Consider the following 18,114-nt stretch of genomic DNA (forward strand, 5'->3'; position numbering starts at 1 on the left):
GTTAATTATTAATTGTTATTTGGCGACATCCGTTGACCTGGTTTCCCTAATGACTGTGACCTTTACTTCGCCCGGATATTCAAGCTCCGATTCGATCTTCCGCGCTATGTCATGGGCAAGTTTTGCCGACATCGCGTCATCGATCTTTTCAGGCTGGACGATCACCCTCACTTCGCGGCCCGCTTGGATCGCGAAACATTTTTCAACGCCGTCAAATGATTTTGCAACGGTTTCAAGCTTTTCTAAGCGTTTGACATAAGCCTCGAGCGAATCACGTCTCGCTCCCGGCCTTGCGCTTGATATTGCATCAGAGACCATAACAAGCACTGCTTCAATTGTTTGCGCAGGTACATCGCCATGGTGGGCTTCTATCGCATGAAGCACTTCAGGGGATTCTCCCGCTTTTTGGGCGAAGAGAACTCCAAGCTTAATATGTGTGCCTTCTACTTCTTGGTCGATCGCTTTTCCGATATCGTGGAGCAGAGCGGCTCGTTTTGCAAGCTTAATATTTACCCCAAGCTCTGCGGCGAGCATCCCCGCCAAATGCGCCATTTCAATTGAATGCTGGAGGACATTCTGGCCGTAGCTTGTTCTGAATTTCAGCCGGCCCAGGAGCTGTACCAATACCGGCGGGATCCCATGGATATCTGTTTCTAGGGCAGCTTTTTCTCCTGCCTCCCACATCGCCGCTTTTGCTTCTTCTTTCGATTTGTTATACATTTCTTCAACGCGGGCAGGGTGGATCCTCCCGTCAACGATCAGTTTCTGAAGCGTTCTCTTGGCTATTTCACGCCTTAATGGGTCGAAACTTGAGAGAATAACCGCTTCAGGGGTATCATCAACAACAAGATCCACTCCGGTCGATGTTTCAAACGCGCGGATATTGCGTCCTTCGCGTCCGATTATCCTTCCTTTCATGTCGTCAGACGGCAATTCGACAAGCGTGGTCGTTGTTTCAACAACATGGTCAACCGAACATCTCTGGATCGCGGTTGCCAATATCTCCCTTGCGCGCTTTTCAGATTCTTTATTGATATTTTCTTCATTCTGCTTTATCTTTATCGCGGATTCGCGCTCAAGCTCTTTTTCTAAATTTTCAAGCAATAGCTTTTTCGCTTCTTCTTTTGGAAGGGAGGCTGCTTTTTCGAGCTCTTTAATGCTTTCGTCCCTGATCTTTATAAGCTCTTCCCTGACTTCTGCGACTTCTTCTATCTTTTCATTGAGTTTTTTGTCGCTTGCATCCAGGGCCTTTTCCTTTTTGTCCAAATGCTCTTCACGTTGAATAAGCCTTCTCTCAATGCTTGAAAGCTCCGATTTCCTGTCGTGCGTTTCCCTTTCAAATTCCTGCCGGAACCTTACCGACTCTTCTTTTGCCTCGAGGAGGGCTTCTTTTCTTTTGGTTTCAGCTTCCCTTTTTGCATCTTCAAGTATGCGCTTTGCTGTTTCTTCCGCGACTTTAATTTTCCCTTCGCTGAATTGCGTCCGTACCAAAAGATATGCGACGGCTAATACAAAAACTATTACCGCGGCTATCCCAAAGTATATTAAATATTGTAGTTCCATTTTTATTTCACTCCCTATCTGATCTGATTGTTATTATGCCCTTGCTTGCCTTGTTGCCTTCTTTGCCTCTTCTTTTGACGAAACAGCTACAGGCTTCTTTGCGGCATTAGTGCCTTTATTCTCTATTTCGATATTTTTTCTGATCTGTGCTTCCAGCTTTTTGGCCAATGCCGAATGTTCTTTAAGGAATATAAGGCTTGCGTCATATCCTTGCCCTAATCTTTCCCCCTCAAAACCGTACCATGAACCGCTTTTTTCGACTAAATTGAATTGGAGCCCCATATCTATGAGTTCCGCCTCGTGGGATATCCCTTCGCCATGGATCAACACAAAAGTCGATGCCCTAAATGGCGGCGCAACCTTATTTTTCACAACTTTTACTTTGACGCGCGTCCCGATTATTCTTTCTCCTTCTTTTATTTTCTCTTGCGCCCTAACATCAAGCCTTACCGATGAATAAAACTTCAGCGCGCGGCCGCCCGGTGTTGTTTCCGGGTTCCCGAACATAACGCCGATCTTTTCCCTTAGCTGGTTGATGAAAATAAGTACAGTCTTTGACTTAGATACGACAGCGGTAAGTTTCCTTAACGCCTGCGACATCAAGCGAGCCTGTAGGCCCATCTGGGCATCGCCCATTTCGCCTTCGATCTCCGCTTTTGGCACAAGCGCCGCGACGGAATCTATCACTATGATATCAACGGCATTTGATCTGACCAATGTTTCGCATATCTCCAATGCCTGTTCTCCAAAGTCCGGCTGTGAAATAAGCAAGTTGTCTATATCTACCCCAAGTTTTTTGGCATATGCAGGATCCATTGCGTGTTCGGCATCGATAAATGCCGCTGTTCCGCCTCTCCTTTGAGCTTCCGCAACCGCTTGGAGCGATACCGTTGTTTTTCCGCCTGATTCCGGGCCGTATATTTCAATTATTCTTCCTCTTGGGAATCCCCCAACACCAAGCGACGCATCAAGCCCTATGCTTCCTGTTGGTATTACCTCGATATTCAACTTTGTCGCTTCACCCATCTTCATGATCGAGCCTTTACCGAAGTTCTTTTCTATCTGTGATATCGCCATTCCTAATGCTTTTGATTTTTCATCTGACATTTTTATTCCCCCCTTTTTATTTCTACTAGCAATTTCTATGCCAACTAAATCTCGCCGCCCAAAGCGAACCATAAAAGCCCAAGAGCCGCTTGGGAGGCTTTTTCTCTGATCTCCGCCCTGCTTCCCTGGAGGCGAAGCTCTTTCCATTCGATCTGATTGCCGATCGCAACCGCGGCATAAATAAGACCTACGGGTGCCGGAGGCAATGGGTCGGGTCCTGCGCAGCCTGTGATCGCAAGCCCTATATTGGTCTTAAATCTGCGCCTTATACCGTCGGCCATAAGTTCGGCAACTTGAGAGCTAACAGGCCCTTCTTTTGCGATAATAGCCGCAGGGATCCCAAGTTCCTGTATCTTTATCCTATTGCTGTAAGAAACTATCCCGCCAATAAAATAATCCGAACTTCCGGACAGGTTTGTAAGCCTAGCCGAAATAAGACCTCCGGTAATTGATTCAGCGACCGATATAGTCTTATGATTTTTTTTCAAAAGCTCCGAAATTTCCAGGTCGGTAGTTTTTCCGACCATATTCAGCAGTTTAGAAAAAAAATCCTCTAATTTAACCTCGAGAGGTTTTACCTCTTCTTCCAATATATTCAACTCCCGAATATAAAGACATTAATACAGCGATCCATAATACTATTTCCGCGTATTGCAGTTTTAGGATCAACATTAAGACAGCAATAATTTGAATGACCGTTTTGATCTTCCCCCCAATACTTGCCGAGATCACGCCGCCTGTTATGGCCTTGTGGCTGCGCCATCCGGAAATTAAGAGCTCTCTTGCCGTTATCAATACTACCGGCAGGGCAGGGGCTAATCCCTTTTCAGTAAGCACGATCAAGACGCTTATTACAAGTATCTTGTCGGCAATAGGGTCCATTAATTTTCCAAAGTCCGTAACCATGTTAAGCTTTCGGGCAATATATCCGTCAAGCGCGTCAAGCAATGACGCGATCGAAAAAATAATAGCCGCCCAAAGCCCAAGGTTCTGGTACAAAAGTGAAATTATCAGAGGGATTAATACTATCCTTAATACGGTTAAGAGATTTGGAAGGTTCAAGTAGTTTTGCTGGCGACAAGATCATAAGGCGAAGCATTGGTAACCTTTGCCCTAATTATTTCTCCGACCTTGAAACCAGAACCATTAACTTTTACAGAACAATCGATTTCCGGAGAATCCATGTAGGTTCGGCCTATATAGCAACCGCCGACAACGCTTTCCAATAATACATCAAATGAATTTCCTATCAATTTTTTGTTCAACTCCAGAGAAATCTTTTTCTGTAAAGCCATTAATTTATGGAACCTTGAATCTTTTACCTTTTCGGGAACCTGCCCCCTCATATTGTAAGCAGGCGTCCCTTCCTCTTGACTGTACTTAAATACTCCCAACCTTTCAAATTTCACTTTTTTAACAAAATCTACTAATTCTTCAAAATCACTTTCAGTTTCACCCGGAAACCCTACGATGAAACTCGTCCTCAACACCAAATTCGGTATTTCCCTCCTAAGTTTATCTATTAAAGCGACAATTTCGGCACGAGTTATGCGCCGATGCATATTTTTTAAAATATTATCACAAATATGCTGCAATGGCAAGTCAAGATACTTTACGATCTTGGATTCATTTTTGATCACATCAATCAATTGCGCACTAACATGTGCAGGGTGAGCGTACATGACTCTTATCCATTTGATCCCTTCTATTATAACGATCTTTTTTAGCAATTCAGGAAGATCGGGATATGCGGCAGTATCTTGTGCGATCAATATTATTTCTTTTACCCCTCGTTTTGCCAGGCCATCTACTTCTTGAATAATATCGAACGATTCCCTGTTTTTTCTTAGGCCTCTTATTGAAGGAATTGTGCAATATGAGCAATTATTATCGCAGCCTTCGGAGATCTTTACGTATGCGGTCCAAGGAGGAGTCGCTTTTATGCGGGGCAAATAGCTTTCAAAGAGCCCAGTTGTTTTTATTGTTCCATCAGCTTTTAATTCGCCGGAAACCTGCGAATAAACTTCGCGGTTTCCTTTCTTATCATATTCCAGCAAACATCCAGCAACAACAACCTTGGCTCCTCTTCTTTTGTTTTTAATTGCTTCATTTATTGTTTCAATCGATTCTTTACGCGCGGATTTTAGGAATGCGCATGTATTTACAACGATCAAGTCCGCTTCTTTTTGAATAGTTGTGATCTCATATCCTAATTCAGCGAGTTTTCCCATGAGAACTTCAGAATCGGTCAGATTTTTTGGGCAGCCAAGAGATATTATGAAAGCTTTCATCTCATATTGACGAATTGGAGTTCGATAGGAAGGTTTGCTTTTCTTAATCCTTGGATAACCGCCTGCAGGTCGTCAATTTTTTTGGCTGAAACCCTAATTTGATCGCCTTGGATCTGTGTTTGGACTTTTAAGCCCCACTCTTTGATCCTTTTGTTTATATCTTTTGCCTGGTCTTGTGAGATGCCCTGTTTAATTGTAATTTCTTCTTTAGCGGTTCCGCCAAGCGCCTGGTCAACTTTTCCATATTCAAGGAATTTGAGTGATACTCCGCGTTTGACGAGTTTTCCTTGGAGGATATCTACCACGCTTTTAAGTTTATATTCGTCATCCGAAATTACGGTCAACTTTTCTTCGGCGCGCTTCATTTCGGTCTTTGTCCCCTTAAAATCGAACCGGTTTATAATTTCTTTCATAGCCATTTGCGTTGCGTTGTCCACCTCGGTCATATTAATCTTTGAAACTATATCGAATGAATTGTCTTGTGCCATAAAATAATTATAACACAAATCGTTGTTCGGTTGCGCGCCGTGCCTGCCGGCAGGCAGGACTGGAATCGTTAGGCGTCTAATGGTAAAATATTTCTATGAAAAAAAATATATCGATCTTGGGTTCAACTGGATCTATTGGAAAACAAACGCTCGAAGTCGTATACGCTTTCCCAAGCTCTTTCCGAGTTGCCGCATTTGCCGCAAAAGATGAAGTGGAACTTATTGCCGCGCAAATTAAAACTTTCAAGCCTTCTTTAGTATCGGTCGCGACAGAAGAAGTAAAAACAAAAGTCGAAGCTTTGATCGCCGGTGAAAAAGTTAAGATAGCAGTAGGTGAGGCGGGACTGAATGAAGTTGCTTGTTTTGCCGAATCGAAACTTCTGGTTGTTGCGATCCCTGGCTCATTGGCATTAATGGCTGTTATGAAAGCTGTTGAAGCCGGAAAAGATATCGCACTTGCCACAAAGGAAGTATTGGTATCATCCGGCGACCTCTTTATGGAAGCGGTAAAAGCCGCTAAAGTTAAAGTTTATCCGATCGATTCCGAACATTCGGCGATCGCACAATGTTTGACCGGAGAAAAAACCGACAAAATTAAAAAAATAATTCTTACCGCGTCAGGCGGACCATTTTTAAAAACTCCTATAGAGAAACTTGAAAAAATGACAGCCAAAGAAGCGCTCGCGCACCCTACATGGAAGATGGGGCCCAAAATTACAATTGATTCCGCGACTCTTATGAATAAAGGATTTGAAGTAATAGAAGCGCATTATCTTTTTAATTTGCCGTACGAACAGATCGAAGTTGTCATCCATCCGCAAAGCATAATTCATTCGATGGTCGAGTTTGTTGACGGATCGATCAAGGCACAGCTTGGCGCGCCTGATATGAGGGTTCCGATACAGCTTGCATTGTTCGGCATGGAAAGGGCGCAAAACAGGTGGAATCGATTGGATTTCACAAAAGTTAGAGCTTTAACTTTCGAGAAACCCGATCTAAATAAATTTCCGTGTTTAGGTTACGCTTTTGATGCAGGTAAAAAGGGCGGGACACTGCCAGCAGTCGTTAATGCCGCGAACGAAGAAGCGGTAAAGTTATTATTGAAGGGCAAAATATTGTTTGGCGATATTCCGGTAAAGATCAAGAAAGCGATGGAGACCCTGCAACTCATCGAAAAACCAACCCTTGCCCAAATATTTGAAGCCGACAGCTTTGCCAGGTCGCAGGCTATTTAACTAAAACGCCAATCTTGCCCCGCCTGCGGCTATGTACCCGTCCAATGGCAGTTCAGAATTATCTGTTGCTTTGATGCTTGTCCTTTGGTATCCAACCTCGGCATACCCTCCAGTATTCGGGCCAAAAGCGAACTCGACGCCAGCTCCCCCGTATCCGCCAATACCTGCAAAGCTAGCAGGAGCCGCAGCTACAACTGCCGTTGATTTGCTTGCAATATAATAATCGCCTTCCGCGGCGACATAAGCATTAACAAATCCATGGGTGCTCCCGTAGTCGCCCCAATAGGCCAAATACATCCTTCCTCCAAACCCGAATTTTATTGCAGTATAACTGTCATTGACGCTTCCGCTGCTTGTAGCTAACTTTTTTGAAATTATCCCAAAGCGCGGGCCGACATCGAGATTTTCATTTAATTTTGCGTCAAATTCAAGGCCAAGATCAAAAGTCGAATCTTTGTTTACATTGATATTATCTGTCGGTGAAATGATGCCGGCCCTTAAACCTAAGCGGTAAGATTTTCTATTTGCCATGCTATACAGGTCTTTTACGGAAATAGTCGCTGTCCCGACTTCCGCCGCTGTAACTTTTGATGTGAAGAAACCAAGAGACATAAGGAACATTGCTAAGGTCAGCGCAACAAATATTCTTTTCATTATTATTTACCTCCCGGGCAATTTATAGGCAATTATAGGCTTTAGATTTTATGGTTGTCAACGGGAATTATTATATTATAATTGTCGTATGAAGAAAGCGGCCGCTGTTATTGTTTTAATCCTCCTGCTTGCTCAAGCTAGCGCGTTATCCGAAATCAGGGTAGGGATCAAAAAGATCGCTTCCGAAGGAAAAGATTATATTATTGATATTTCATATCCCGCAGTCGGGAATTATAAAAACAAGATCGCGCAGGAAAAGTTCAACAACGAAATTAGGGCGATATTTTCCAATGCAAGCTCTGATTTTATTGGAAGCTTGAAAGGCGTTGAAAATAAATTCCAGATCGATGCAAAAAACGGCTATTATTCGACTTTTGAGGTGGTTGATATTAGAGGCGGTATAATAAGCATTTTATTTGAAGAGAGCGCATATTACAGGGGAGCCGCCCATCCAACGCACAATGCCCGCTCAATAAATTATGATCTGCATTTCGGAAAAAATATCGCGCTCAAAGATATTTTTAGGCCTGGGACCAAATGGCTGGAGTATATCTCGGACTATTGCCTAAACGACTTAAGAAAGCAGCTTGATGGATATTTTTACGAAGATGGGGTTGGGCAAAGGGAGCAGAATTTCAAAATTTTTAATTTCACAAAAAATGGGGTACTTTTCACGTTTGACGATGAGCTTGCGGGGCATGCCGCGGGCGACCAAAGGGTCTTGATCCCATATGGAAAATTAAAGAATCTCATGGAGCCTAAATATTTATTGGGAAGAATTTAGCCTTTATTCTTTTTATTGTAGCCTTCTTCGTATTTTTTCCGTTGTTTCGACAGTTTTTCCCAAATATTTTGCGGAACTAACGGGCCAATAAACTCATAGATCGCATCAGCATCTTTTGGGTCTTCAAGATGGCTTGGGATCTTAGATTCCTTTCCGAAGGCGAATGCTTTGAGGTAGGCATAATCTCCGCCAATGATGCGTTTTTTCTGCAGTTCCCAGGTTCTTGTAAAAGCCTTCTTTTCGCGCATCAATTTGTAGAGCGCCTCAACATCGGTTTTCTGCGCAATAAATTGTTCGACCCATTTAGGGGTCCCTGCGCCTTCATAGTCCGGGAAATATGTGATCGCGCCTTCGCCGCCGGCGTTTAACTCTATCGAATATTCAAAATGCGCGGGAGGAGGCATTGAACCTGCTTGCCAAGAATATATTATCTTAAAATCGGCCGGCATATTTGGATCCACATTGCTTGAGTTGTACATATAGAATATCCCCCCCATTGCCAATAATAACAATAATAGAATAATAAATTTCATGGCTCAAATTATATCACCGAAATGATATAATTTATATATGAATAAAATTACACCGGTATATTTATGCATAATGGACGGCGTAGGAGTAGGGCCTAGCAACAGAAGCAACGCGGTCTTTGATGCAATTAAAGACGGCAAAGCCCCATATTTGGCCGAACTTTTTTCAAGGCCTTATTCGAGGCTCGAGTGTTCGGGGCGTGCTGTCGGCTTGCCTGAAAATACGATGGGAAATTCCGAAGTGAATCATTTGAATATGGGCGCCGGGCGCGTTGTTTACCAGTCGATAGAAAGGATAAATGCCGCGATCGAAGATAAAAATTTCTTTAAGAACGATGCTTTGATAAAAGCATGCGATAACAGCAAAAAGAACGATTCAACTTTGCATTTAATGGGAATATTACAGGGCCATGGGGGTACTGTCCATGGAAGCATCGCACATCTTCTTGCCCTGCTTGAGTTTTCAAAAAAACAGGGACTAAAAAAAGTTTCGATCCACTTATTCGGAGATGGACGCGACACAAATCCTAAAGCTTTAGGTGAAATATACCTCAAGATGCTCCAAGATAAAATTTCGGAGCTTGGCTTGAAAGATATCGCTAAAATTAAAACGATAATGGGAAGAGAAATTGCGATGGATCGCGATACCGCTTGGGATAAGACGCTTATTGCAATGAATGCCTTGATATCAGGGGAATGTTTTGCAACTGCAAATACTGCGGAAGAGGCGATTACTAATTCCTATTCAAAAGGGGAAACCGACGAATTCATAAAGCCCGTTAAGATCGGTGATTATGCGGGTATGAATTCTAACGATTCTGTTATCTTTTGGAATTACAGGCAGGATAGGGCGATGCAATTGACGATCGGATTTAGGGAGAAAGACAAAAAGTTTTTCAATTATAAAAAAGGTACAAACCCAATTTCTGAAAACTTATTTAATGAGATCGAGAAGCTTCAAAATAAAGTTAAAGATACCGTATTTGTCGCGATGACGGAATATTACGAGGGGATAAACGCGCTGACCGCATATCCTGAAAAAGAAATACCAAATACGGTTGGCGAGATTGTTTCAAGAGCTGGTTTGCTGCAATTGAGGATCGCGGGGACAGAAAAATTTGCTCATGTTACGGGGTGGTTTTCTGGAAGAAGAAGCTCTCCTTTCGAGGGGGAAGACAGGATATTGGTTCAGGACCCGACACTTAAGGCTCGGACAGAAGATGGGAAGCATTATGATTATGTCCCGGAAATGACAGCCTTTAAAGAGACTGAAGCAGTATTAAAGGCGATGGATAAAAAAAATTATTCACTCATTGTCCATAATTTCCAGAATGGGGATATGGTCGGGCACACAGGGAATTTGGATGCGGCAGAAAAAGCAATTGCCGCAGTATCTAAATGTTTGTCGCAAATTGCCCCAAAATGGCTTTCCAAAGGCGGTATATTTATTCTAACCGCCGACCATGGAAATGTGGATGAGATGGAGATCAAGAAAGGCAGTGGAGAAGTTGTTAGCACCCAGCATTCGCTAAATCCTGTTCCATTTTGGGCATTGGGGCAAAATATTAATCCTCAAAATGGAAAGATCCCTGATATTGGTGTAACTGTTCTGGAACTAATTGGATTAGAAATTCCGAAAGAGATGACCGCGAAGCCGCTGGTTTAATCTGACTGCATTTGAAAATATTCGAACAGATTTTCATCCTTCTCTGTATTGATCCGATACTCTTCTGTAGAATCTTAAAACATCTTGATCATCACAAGTCCCATTATAATTTTGCAATCCCTTGGGATGTTCCCCGGAGTAACAAACTATAGGCCTATCTGGAATGACCGGCCCAATAGAAACATATGGCGGAATCAATCGACTTGTACCAAGATTTAAAACCAAATTAATATCTGTTTGTTTTGCTCTGATTAAGATATGATTAATTTTTGCAGTATCATTTTTTCTGATATACCAGTTTCCATCTTTAAAACATATTGTTCCTTCATCAAGAACTGCTCCATTCGGCAAGCGAACACCGTTTCCGGTTATTTTTACCCCCCCATCCGCAAACTTAATCTGTGCACCATTTAATCTTTTTGTAAACGCTCGTTCTTGATCTGCGGTAAATTTAACACCATTTTCTTTCATCAACATTAGTGCAGTTAACGCCTTGCCAAATATTTTTGGATCATTAGAAGAAAGCATATCTAAAAGTGGTTGTATAAACCTGGGGCTACAGGCGCCATTTTCAATAATATAGTCCAGTGTTTTTTCTGTTTCTGCAGGGTTGGCGCCTCTTAGTTTACCAATAATTGCCTCAGGGGAAAGAGCTTCGTCTTCCCCGCTTACTTTTGGGGCTGTAGATACACATTGGCCAACCACGGGGCGGCCATCTAAGATGATCTTAGGTGGTGTCATTCTATATATATTTATCGGACTATATAGGCAAATTCTTGCGCTAAAAAGAGGATATTTTTACTAGGTCGTCTAGGCTTACGGAGAGCCCCTTTGCTATCTTTATAAGAGTGTTTATTGAAGGGGTTTTTATAACGTCAGATTCAATCTTAGATAAAGTAGTAAATGGGATGTCAGCTCTTTTTGATAAGGTGTCTTGAGTTAGCCCTCTTTTAGCACGCCACTTCTTAATTTGAATACTTATTAAAGATTTACTTTTCACGCTTTACCTTTACTCCATATAATGGTAGCATCATGCTGAATATAATTCAATAAAATCGGTTCGAATATTTTCGTAAATAGTTAGCCAATCCCTAAAAACGGCGCCGCTTTTAGGGATTGGCTGGCGGGTAGGGATTTGAACCCCAATAAATACCTCCAAAGGGTATTGTCCTACCATTAGACGACCCGCCAACGATAATTATTTATCCCTTCGATCCAGCCTCTTATTTCTCTGTTTAAATGAGTGTTTTTTATGACCCGAATATTCAATAATCCGAAATATTCCCTGCCAATCCTTTTTCGGTTTGTTTTAACTTTAAATTTCTTAAAATATACCAACGGGAAACGATCTATTTTTTCGCCCAAGCAATTCGACCAATATTTTTTGACTTCGCCCAAATTATTTGCGCTATTTTCATGGATATATATTTCATATTTTATATCATGAAGAGATACATTACAAACATCAATTAGCCATTTCCTGAAAAGTAGAAGCATAAATGGGTCGGAATTGCTGAATCTGATCCCTGTTGACCGGCCATTGTCCATTTCTTTCGCCCCCTCTGCCCAATAAAGCATTATTCCCATAAGCCAAAGGTCTTTCTTGTTGATTGAAATGTTGGCGACCTGCTTTTTTGCTTTTTCCATGATCTCTTTCGCGATGTTCATCCTTTTGTTTTTTTGGGCTTTTGCTCCGCGCAACCCTGCTTCTATCCTTTTCTGGGTTATTCTCTGCTTTTGTTTCCTGCTTAATCCAACCGACCCTAGCCATAATGATAAGGTGGATTTTGCGACAGGGACTTTCGTTAATATCTCCCGATACGAATGACCTTTTTTTCGCAGGGTAATAGCCGTTTTGTTTATGCCCTCTCGGGGGCTGTAAGTTCAAAGACTTTTTTAAATAGCTCTTCATCATGCGAAGAAAATTGCACATCGCGCCTTGCCATCGCTTTTTTGGCCGATTGCATAGCATCTTCCAATTTATACGGGATATTGCCGCCGCCCCATGAAAAGGCGGGGACGAATTTCTTGTAATATGCCTGACCGAACAAGTTGGCCGCAGGCCCTATTACGCATCCGGTATATATTAATGACCCGATCGATGATTTAGCATGGTCGCCTATCAAGCAACCCATGAAAGTTTGCCCGGAATCCACAAGCTTTCCGCCAATATAAACCTTTACTCCTGAATAATTGTTCTTTAGATTCGAATTTGTAGTCCCCGCGCCTAAGTTTACCCATGGGCAAATATACGAATGTCCGATAAATCCATAATGGCCTTTGTTCACATAATCCATAAATATAGAATGGACGATTTCGCCCGCGATCCTGCAATTCTTTCCTATATATAGAGGGCCTCTTAAAAATGCATGTGGATGGACTATTGTTTTTTCGCCTATGAAAATGGGGCTTTGCGTTGCATCAATTACCGCGCATGCCGAAATTACGGAATCTTTGCCGATATGGATATCTTTTTTGTTGATCAATACTGCCGTCTCGTGGACTTTTCCCAATATCTCAGGCCTCATTATTTTAAAATCGTTTTTCATATCGTCCGAGAGATTTGAAAGCAAGTCCCATGGATATCTTAGCTCTTGATCAAGTGATTTTCTTTTAATATGTTCCGCAACGGTTGTCGCTCCGCAAATAAGGTCTTCGACTTCCCTGAAATAGGTTAGGGGAAAGAAGTTCTCTTTCTGAAGGGCAACCTGCGAGTGAACCCTGCCTGCCGGCAGGCACGGCTCGCGGTTCCCCTTTTTCTTATTCTTTGTCATTTAGACCTCCGATAGGCGGGGGATTCAAAGGAATATGTGAAATTTGTATGTGTTTTATATCGCCCTTCAAGTATCGCCACAACATCTTCGATAAAAACACTCTCTTCGTCTGTTGGGATCACAAGGACTTTCACAAGAGAATTCTCGAGCGTAATGTCCGCTTCTTCCCTCTTGACTGCAAGCTCATTCTTGATCTTATCGAACTTGATCCCGATGTTTTCGAGCCCCGTGAGCACTTTTTGCCTAAGCTTGAAATCAAGTTCCCCGGCGCCGGCCGTAAATACTACGGCATCCACGCGCTCAAGCGCCGCAGAATACGAGCCAATATATTTTTTTAGCCTGTAGGCTTCAATTTCTTCTGCAAGCCTGCACCGCACATCTCCGCCTTCGGCCGCTTTTTCGATGTCGCGCCTATCCATGTATTTCCCGGTGATCCCGAGCAGTCCGCTTTTTTTATTTAAGATCGAGTCGAGCTCTTCAACATAGAACCCTTCTTTTTCGATCATAAACAATATGATCGCAGGGTCCAGGTCGCCGCACCGAGTGCCCATGACCGCTCCCTCAAGAGGCGTCAGCCCCATGCTGGTGTCGACCGATACGCCGTTCTTTACAGCGGCGATAGATACTCCGTTGCCGATATGCAGAGTAATTAGATTTGTTTCGCTTGGTTTTTTGTTAAGCATTACAGACGCTCTTCGTGAGACATATAAATGTGATGTACCGTGGAAGCCATAGCGTCGAACTCCATACATCCCGTACCATTCGTAGGGAACAGCATAGAGGAATGTCGCTTCCGGCATTGTTTGATGGAAAGCGGTGTCAAAGACCGCGATCTGCGGAATATTCGGGAATAATACCTGCGCCGCTTCTATCCCGGATATATTTGGCGGATTATGAAGCGGGGCCAAGTCTTTTACGTCAATTATCGCCTGAAGGACTTCTTTTGTGATCAAGACGGAACTTTTGAATTTTTCCCCTCCGTGCACGACCCTATGGCCGACAGCATTAATATCCGATAGGTCTTTTACTACCCCGTGTTCCAGGTTTGTTAATATGCTGGCAATAAGTTTTAGGGCTTCTTCGTGGTTTAGGCATTCTTGGTTCTGGATGTAGGGTTCTTTCCCCGGTATTTGGTGTTTTATAAAGGATCCTTGGATGCCGATCCTTTCTACCGCACCCGATCCAAGAATAGAATTTGCTTTCCAATCGAAAACTTTGTATTTAATTGACGAGCTGCCACAATTGAGGGCTAGTATTTTCATCTGCATTTATGATATAATAAATAAAGGTTATTTTCAAGGCAATGAACAAGGTTAAAAGCCTTAAAACAAAGGATCTTCTAGGACTGCGCTTTCTTGCCGCAGAAGATATCAATTTAATCCTCGACACAGCCTCATCAATGAAGGAAGTCATGCAGCGGCCTGTTCGCCGCGTCCCCGCACTTTTGGGAAAAAACATCGTCACCCTTTTCTATGAACCATCGACCCGCACCCGCACAAGCTTCGATGTAGCCGCAAAAAACTTGTCCGCGAATACGACAAACATTGCATTAGCGCAAAGCAGTGTAACAAAGGGTGAAACATTAATTGATACCGCAAGAAATCTGGAAGTCATGGGTTATGACGGCGTGATCATTAGGCACTCAATGTCCGGAGCTCCGCATTTATTGGCAAAAAACATTAAGGGATGTGTAGTCAATGCGGGGGACGGATGCAACGAACATCCGACGCAAGGGCTTCTTGATATTTTCACGATGCAGGAGAAAAAAGGAAATCTCGCAGGGAAAAAGATCGTTATCGTCGGCGATATTTTGCATTCAAGAGTTGCCCGAAGCAACATTTGGGCGCTAACAAAGCTTGGAGCAAAAGTTACTCTAGTGGCTCCACCAACCCTACTTCCTGCAGGTATTGAGACGCTTGGATGTAATGTCAGTTACAAACTTGATGATTCGATAGGGGATGCGGATTTTATAAATGTATTAAGAATTCAGTTGGAAAGACAAGGCGAAACATTCTTCCCATCACTTGAGGAATACCACAAACTTTACGGTATTACATCTGAAAGACTGAAAAAAGCGCCAAAAGATGTAGTTGTTATGCATCCGGGCCCTGTCAATCGCGGGGTAGAGCTCTCATCTGAAGTTATGGACGGGCCTTTCAATGTGATACTTGAGCAAGTTACAAACGGCGTCGCGGTCAGGATGGCTGTGCTTTTTCTTCTACTCTCCGGCAAAAAGCCGATGCTGTCTTCGAAATGATATTTATAAGGATTTTAGCTTGTTTTTAGCAGATATAAACTTTTGTCTATTAATCTAGATGCTTATAAACCGCCATTTTAAAATTCCGCAGTGTTTGATCGATATTAGTAACTAGAGGTTTAAGTGCTTCCCATTTAAGTGCGAATCCGTAACCATGAATGAAAAAGTGCCTGAATGAAAGATATTCCGCCAAAGTGGCGCAAAGGTCAGGAGAGAGAATGTCTGCTTCAACGGAAGCTTTTAATAGATCTTTATGCCAAGACACTCCTTCTTTTGCTTTTATCTTTTTCAATGCCAGCAGTCTTTTTAGGATGTTTTCTATCCCGTTATAAAAATTATGAATGAAAGTTGCGAAAGCTGCCAGTTCTCCAGTGGAATAATCAAACCTGCCAAGTTTATATATTACAGCAATTTCTGCCAATGTTGCATCGATGTTCTCAAACTCTGCTTCGCAATATTCTTTAATCTGATTCTTTGTCATAGACAACTTTGCCTTCCTTGAGAATGAGATCGACGAATTTCCCCTTTCTATCTGTAACGTCAATCAAATCAACATTTTTTGACATGGACATCAAGAGCTTGCCGTAAAAGCTAAAAAAATTTGAAGGCGCTATCCCTGCCACGGCGAAATCATAATCATTGACTTTTGCTGGGCTTTTATATAATGTTGATCCAAAAAGATAAAGTTTACCAATCCCGAATTCTTTGGCGATATTAACTGCTTTATCAAGCTCTTTTTTGGGTATCACGATCCATCTCCTTTGAAAATAATTAAAAAAAGTGAAATTTTCTAAAACATCCAACGATAACATATTGTACCAGATTAACGGGGTTTAGGTAAAGTTAAACAGGAGGAAAGGCTCGAAAACAAATTATTTGACCTTCTTGATTTATTGGGATAAGCCTATTTTGTTCTCCGTCACCTGAACAACGACAACCGCAACAACAACGACCCTGGGTTTCGCTTTAGCATCAATGCGGTTCGTTTGGCCGAATACTTAGAGCTGCCGGAGTCTGTATCTTCAAGGAGATATAGAGTATGCAAAATTAAGTTCATGGCTTATTCCTGTTCCTCCTGCGCTTCTTGAGCTTCGGAGGACGAATTAAAAATTACTCGGCTTTGGTGAGTAGCCCTGTTTGAAAAAGCGGGATTGAAAGCTAAAGCTGGGCATTATTTCGAATAAAACTGTTTCATGAAATAGCTATAAGACGGGCAGAGCTTACTTACAACACACTTCGGGCATAAAGGTTTTCTCGCTATGCAGACATTTCTTCCGTGAGTCACAATGAGATATGCGAATTTTCCCCACATTGCGTACGGTACGATCTTCATCAAGTCTTGTTCGATCTTAACAGGGTCAGAATTCTTTGAAAGTCCGAGCCTTTGCGAAAGTCTTATCACATGAGTATCAACAGTTATGCCTTCTATTTTATTGTAGGCGTTATATAGAACGACTGTTGCAGTTTTTCTCGCGACACCCGGCAATTTTATTATATCTTCCATATTGTCCGGAACTTTGCCTTGAAAATCGGAAACTATCATCTTTGCGGCATTAATTATGTTCTTTGCTTTATTCCTGTAAAATCCGGTAGATCGGATCTCGGATTCGAATATTTCCCGATCTGCCTTGGCGTAATCTTTGGCAGTTTTGTACTTCTTAAATAGAGTTTCGGTCGCAATATTTACTCTTTTGTCCGTGCATTGGGCGGAGAGAATTGTCGCGACAAGAAGATCGAGAGGAGTTTTATAGTTCAACGCTACTTTTGCGTTAGGATATTCTTTTTTTAAAAGCGCGGTAAGCCTCGATACTTTTTCGTCCATTTATTTACATCGAAACTTCGATCGCATCAACGGGGCACATGTCCGCGGTTTCCTCGAGATTGTGGGTATCGCAGGATTGTTTTAGGACTTCGGCTTTGCCGTCGGAATCGAATACAAAAACTTCGGGGCACGCATCGACGCATATCCCGCACCCGATGCATAATGCTTCATCTACAACTACTGTCATTTTATTTCTCCTTTTATTGGGGCAATCCGAGGATTTTTGCTATTTCGGGCTTATTGAAACCTATTATTATCTTACCATCAATTTCAACGACCGGCACGCCTAATTGTCCCGATTTATCTATCATTGCTTGGGCCTGTGATGGATCGGCCTGGACATCAATATCTTGAAAAGCAATATTATTTTCCGTTAAATATTTTTTTAAGATCTTGCAGTAAGGGCAGGATGGGGTCGAATAAATTATAACTGAATGGGCCATTGCTTTCTCCTATAATCTTACGTCAAAAAATCCGCGCTTTTCGCGTTCGATTATCCTTTTTTCACAATCACCGGGGCATTCAGCGATGTTCGGGTCGCCGCAAAGCGCGCACCTAAGCAATTTTTTTCCGCTTTCGATCTTGATCATAAGCTGTGCAAAGCAGTTTGGGCACGTAACCCTTTCCCCGTCCTCAATATTGCTTGGAAGCTCGAACTCATGGCTGCAAACCGTGCATTTTGTCTTGAAATTGTGGTTATTGTGATTCATTAATAGCCTTCAAGAGCTCTTCGGCGTTTATCCCGTGGACATCGGCTGCTTGTTCAAGAGTTTCGCCTTGCGCGATAACGCATCCGAGGCAGTGCATCCCATGCGACATAAGGACCGGCCCGGCCTTCGGGTTATGCTTTATGATCTCGGCAATGGTCATTTCTTTTGTTGCTGTAAACATGCTATAATTATACTTGTAAACTTCCAAACTTTCAATAGTTTAGCAAGAAAGG

The 18,114-nt window shown here is 42.5% G+C and carries 24 protein-coding genes and 1 tRNA gene; 4 read left to right on the plus strand and 21 right to left on the minus strand.

Annotated features, from left to right (window positions below):
• Positions 1-15: 15 nt before the first annotated feature.
• From rny to HZC34_03140, 6 genes are read right to left on the minus strand one after another with little or no spacing between them, the layout of a single operon-like run.
• Positions 16-1,563 carry a ribonuclease Y gene (rny, locus tag HZC34_03115; GenBank protein MBI5700822.1) on the minus strand — a complete coding sequence of 516 codons (1,548 nt, stop codon included), beginning with the start codon at positions 1,561-1,563 and terminating at the stop codon, positions 16-18.
• A 33-nt stretch (positions 1,564-1,596) separates the two neighbouring features.
• On the minus strand, positions 1,597-2,670 hold the full coding sequence (recA, locus tag HZC34_03120) for a recombinase RecA (protein ID MBI5700823.1): 1,074 nt from the start codon (positions 2,668-2,670) through the stop codon (positions 1,597-1,599).
• A 44-nt stretch (positions 2,671-2,714) separates the two neighbouring features.
• A complete protein-coding gene (locus tag HZC34_03125) occupies positions 2,715-3,260 on the minus strand; it encodes a CinA family protein (GenBank protein ID MBI5700824.1) in 546 nt (181 codons plus the stop codon).
• Positions 3,229-3,732 (minus strand): CDP-diacylglycerol--glycerol-3-phosphate 3-phosphatidyltransferase, encoded by a 504-nt coding sequence (gene pgsA / locus HZC34_03130; GenBank protein MBI5700825.1) that lies wholly within the window; start codon positions 3,730-3,732, stop codon positions 3,229-3,231. The genes HZC34_03125 and pgsA overlap by 32 nt, the downstream gene beginning before the upstream one ends.
• A complete protein-coding gene (rimO, locus tag HZC34_03135; GenBank protein MBI5700826.1) occupies positions 3,729-4,961 on the minus strand; it encodes a 30S ribosomal protein S12 methylthiotransferase RimO in 1,233 nt (410 codons plus the stop codon). The genes pgsA and rimO overlap by 4 nt, the downstream gene beginning before the upstream one ends.
• Positions 4,958-5,449 (minus strand): YajQ family cyclic di-GMP-binding protein, encoded by a 492-nt coding sequence (locus HZC34_03140; GenBank protein MBI5700827.1) that lies wholly within the window; start codon positions 5,447-5,449, stop codon positions 4,958-4,960. The genes rimO and HZC34_03140 overlap by 4 nt, the downstream gene beginning before the upstream one ends.
• Positions 5,450-5,544: 95 nt before the next feature.
• Here HZC34_03140 and HZC34_03145 point away from each other — a divergent pair, with 95 nt between their 5' ends.
• Entirely contained in the window at positions 5,545-6,684 is a 1,140-nt protein-coding gene (locus HZC34_03145) for a 1-deoxy-D-xylulose-5-phosphate reductoisomerase (protein MBI5700828.1), read from the plus strand.
• On the opposite strand, the gene HZC34_03150 is transcribed toward HZC34_03145, so the two are convergent.
• Positions 6,685-7,338: a hypothetical protein gene (locus HZC34_03150; GenBank protein MBI5700829.1), complete on the minus strand. Its 654-nt coding sequence runs from the start codon at positions 7,336-7,338 to the stop codon at positions 6,685-6,687.
• A gap of 88 nt (positions 7,339-7,426) precedes the next feature.
• Between HZC34_03150 and HZC34_03155 the strand changes: the two genes are divergently transcribed.
• Positions 7,427-8,122, plus strand: a complete 696-nt coding sequence (locus HZC34_03155) for a DUF4163 domain-containing protein (GenBank protein ID MBI5700830.1) — start codon at positions 7,427-7,429, stop codon at positions 8,120-8,122.
• Here the strand turns inward: HZC34_03155 and HZC34_03160 are convergent.
• Positions 8,119-8,655, minus strand: a complete 537-nt coding sequence (locus HZC34_03160) for a hypothetical protein (protein MBI5700831.1) — start codon at positions 8,653-8,655, stop codon at positions 8,119-8,121. The two genes, HZC34_03155 and HZC34_03160, sit on opposite strands and share 4 nt — an antisense overlap.
• 37 nt (positions 8,656-8,692) lie before the next feature.
• On the opposite strand from HZC34_03160, the gene HZC34_03165 reads away from it, so the two are divergent.
• Positions 8,693-10,318: a 2,3-bisphosphoglycerate-independent phosphoglycerate mutase gene (locus HZC34_03165; GenBank protein ID MBI5700832.1), complete on the plus strand. Its 1,626-nt coding sequence runs from the start codon at positions 8,693-8,695 to the stop codon at positions 10,316-10,318.
• Positions 10,319-10,351: 33 nt separating this feature from the next.
• Here the strand turns inward: HZC34_03165 and HZC34_03170 are convergent, their stop codons facing one another.
• From HZC34_03170 to HZC34_03195, 6 genes are all read right to left on the minus strand, one after another.
• A complete protein-coding gene (locus tag HZC34_03170; GenBank protein MBI5700833.1) occupies positions 10,352-11,059 on the minus strand; it encodes a hypothetical protein in 708 nt (235 codons plus the stop codon).
• Positions 11,060-11,099: 40 nt separating this feature from the next.
• Positions 11,100-11,318: a helix-turn-helix transcriptional regulator gene (locus HZC34_03175; protein MBI5700834.1), complete on the minus strand. Its 219-nt coding sequence runs from the start codon at positions 11,316-11,318 to the stop codon at positions 11,100-11,102.
• Between the two features lie 117 nt (positions 11,319-11,435).
• Positions 11,436-11,509: transfer RNA gene (locus tag HZC34_03180), tRNA-Gln, on the minus strand.
• A complete protein-coding gene (locus HZC34_03185; GenBank protein MBI5700835.1) occupies positions 11,495-12,019 on the minus strand; it encodes a hypothetical protein in 525 nt (174 codons plus the stop codon). Before HZC34_03185 ends, HZC34_03180 begins: the two co-directional genes overlap by 15 nt.
• 158 nt (positions 12,020-12,177) lie before the next feature.
• Positions 12,178-13,092 (minus strand): hypothetical protein, encoded by a 915-nt coding sequence (locus tag HZC34_03190; protein MBI5700836.1) that lies wholly within the window; start codon positions 13,090-13,092, stop codon positions 12,178-12,180.
• On the minus strand, positions 13,089-14,354 hold the full coding sequence (locus HZC34_03195) for an acetate kinase (GenBank protein MBI5700837.1): 1,266 nt from the start codon (positions 14,352-14,354) through the stop codon (positions 13,089-13,091). The genes HZC34_03190 and HZC34_03195 overlap by 4 nt, the downstream gene beginning before the upstream one ends.
• A 41-nt stretch (positions 14,355-14,395) precedes the next feature.
• Here HZC34_03195 and HZC34_03200 point away from each other — a divergent pair, with 41 nt between their 5' ends.
• A complete protein-coding gene (locus HZC34_03200) occupies positions 14,396-15,349 on the plus strand; it encodes an aspartate carbamoyltransferase catalytic subunit (protein ID MBI5700838.1) in 954 nt (317 codons plus the stop codon).
• Positions 15,350-15,398: 49 nt separating this feature from the next.
• On the opposite strand, the gene HZC34_03205 is transcribed toward HZC34_03200, so the two are convergent.
• From HZC34_03205 to HZC34_03235, 7 genes are all read right to left on the minus strand, one after another.
• Positions 15,399-15,830, minus strand: coding sequence for a hypothetical protein (locus HZC34_03205; protein MBI5700839.1), 432 nt, complete (start codon positions 15,828-15,830; stop codon positions 15,399-15,401).
• Positions 15,811-16,098: a hypothetical protein gene (locus HZC34_03210; GenBank protein ID MBI5700840.1), complete on the minus strand. Its 288-nt coding sequence runs from the start codon at positions 16,096-16,098 to the stop codon at positions 15,811-15,813. The genes HZC34_03205 and HZC34_03210 overlap by 20 nt, the downstream gene beginning before the upstream one ends.
• A 422-nt stretch (positions 16,099-16,520) precedes the next feature.
• Positions 16,521-17,171 (minus strand): endonuclease III, encoded by a 651-nt coding sequence (gene nth / locus HZC34_03215; protein MBI5700841.1) that lies wholly within the window; start codon positions 17,169-17,171, stop codon positions 16,521-16,523.
• Between the two features lie 4 nt (positions 17,172-17,175).
• Complete coding sequence (locus tag HZC34_03220; protein ID MBI5700842.1) at positions 17,176-17,358, minus strand: ferredoxin; 183 nt, start codon at positions 17,356-17,358, stop codon at positions 17,176-17,178.
• A 13-nt stretch (positions 17,359-17,371) separates the two neighbouring features.
• Positions 17,372-17,614, minus strand: a complete 243-nt coding sequence (locus HZC34_03225) for a glutaredoxin family protein (GenBank protein MBI5700843.1) — start codon at positions 17,612-17,614, stop codon at positions 17,372-17,374.
• A gap of 9 nt (positions 17,615-17,623) precedes the next feature.
• Complete coding sequence (locus HZC34_03230) at positions 17,624-17,881, minus strand: hypothetical protein (GenBank protein ID MBI5700844.1); 258 nt, start codon at positions 17,879-17,881, stop codon at positions 17,624-17,626.
• Entirely contained in the window at positions 17,868-18,062 is a 195-nt protein-coding gene (locus tag HZC34_03235) for a DUF1858 domain-containing protein (GenBank protein ID MBI5700845.1), read from the minus strand. Before HZC34_03235 ends, HZC34_03230 begins: the two co-directional genes overlap by 14 nt.
• Positions 18,063-18,114: the final 52 nt, after the last annotated feature.

The sequence above is a fragment of the Candidatus Saganbacteria bacterium genome (assembly GCA_016223245.1).
Lineage (GTDB): Bacteria > Margulisbacteria > WOR-1 > XYC2-FULL-46-14 > XYC2-FULL-37-10 > JACRPL01.

Bases quoted from the DNA above. Each gene is read 5' to 3' on its own strand.
- rny (MBI5700822.1), bottom strand. From the start codon at position 1,563: ATGGAACTACAATATTTAATATACTTTGGGATAGCCGCGGTAATAGTT.
- recA (MBI5700823.1), bottom strand. From the start codon at position 2,670: ATGTCAGATGAAAAATCAAAAGCATTAGGAATGGCGATATCACAGATA.
- rimO (MBI5700826.1), bottom strand. From the start codon at position 4,961: ATGAAAGCTTTCATAATATCTCTTGGCTGCCCAAAAAATCTGACCGAT.
- HZC34_03140 (MBI5700827.1), bottom strand. From the start codon at position 5,449: ATGGCACAAGACAATTCATTCGATATAGTTTCAAAGATTAATATGACC.
- HZC34_03145 (MBI5700828.1), top strand. From the start codon at position 5,545: ATGAAAAAAAATATATCGATCTTGGGTTCAACTGGATCTATTGGAAAA.
- HZC34_03150 (MBI5700829.1), bottom strand. From the start codon at position 7,338: ATGAAAAGAATATTTGTTGCGCTGACCTTAGCAATGTTCCTTATGTCT.
- HZC34_03155 (MBI5700830.1), top strand. From the start codon at position 7,427: ATGAAGAAAGCGGCCGCTGTTATTGTTTTAATCCTCCTGCTTGCTCAA.
- HZC34_03160 (MBI5700831.1), bottom strand. From the start codon at position 8,655: ATGAAATTTATTATTCTATTATTGTTATTATTGGCAATGGGGGGGATA.
- HZC34_03165 (MBI5700832.1), top strand. From the start codon at position 8,693: ATGAATAAAATTACACCGGTATATTTATGCATAATGGACGGCGTAGGA.
- HZC34_03170 (MBI5700833.1), bottom strand. From the start codon at position 11,059: ATGACACCACCTAAGATCATCTTAGATGGCCGCCCCGTGGTTGGCCAA.
- HZC34_03190 (MBI5700836.1), bottom strand. From the start codon at position 13,092: ATGACAAAGAATAAGAAAAAGGGGAACCGCGAGCCGTGCCTGCCGGCA.
- HZC34_03195 (MBI5700837.1), bottom strand. From the start codon at position 14,354: ATGAAAATACTAGCCCTCAATTGTGGCAGCTCGTCAATTAAATACAAA.
- HZC34_03200 (MBI5700838.1), top strand. From the start codon at position 14,396: ATGAACAAGGTTAAAAGCCTTAAAACAAAGGATCTTCTAGGACTGCGC.
- HZC34_03205 (MBI5700839.1), bottom strand. From the start codon at position 15,830: ATGACAAAGAATCAGATTAAAGAATATTGCGAAGCAGAGTTTGAGAAC.
- nth (MBI5700841.1), bottom strand. From the start codon at position 17,171: ATGGACGAAAAAGTATCGAGGCTTACCGCGCTTTTAAAAAAAGAATAT.
- HZC34_03220 (MBI5700842.1), bottom strand. From the start codon at position 17,358: ATGACAGTAGTTGTAGATGAAGCATTATGCATCGGGTGCGGGATATGC.
- HZC34_03225 (MBI5700843.1), bottom strand. From the start codon at position 17,614: ATGGCCCATTCAGTTATAATTTATTCGACCCCATCCTGCCCTTACTGC.
- HZC34_03230 (MBI5700844.1), bottom strand. From the start codon at position 17,881: ATGAATCACAATAACCACAATTTCAAGACAAAATGCACGGTTTGCAGC.
- HZC34_03235 (MBI5700845.1), bottom strand. From the start codon at position 18,062: ATGTTTACAGCAACAAAAGAAATGACCATTGCCGAGATCATAAAGCAT.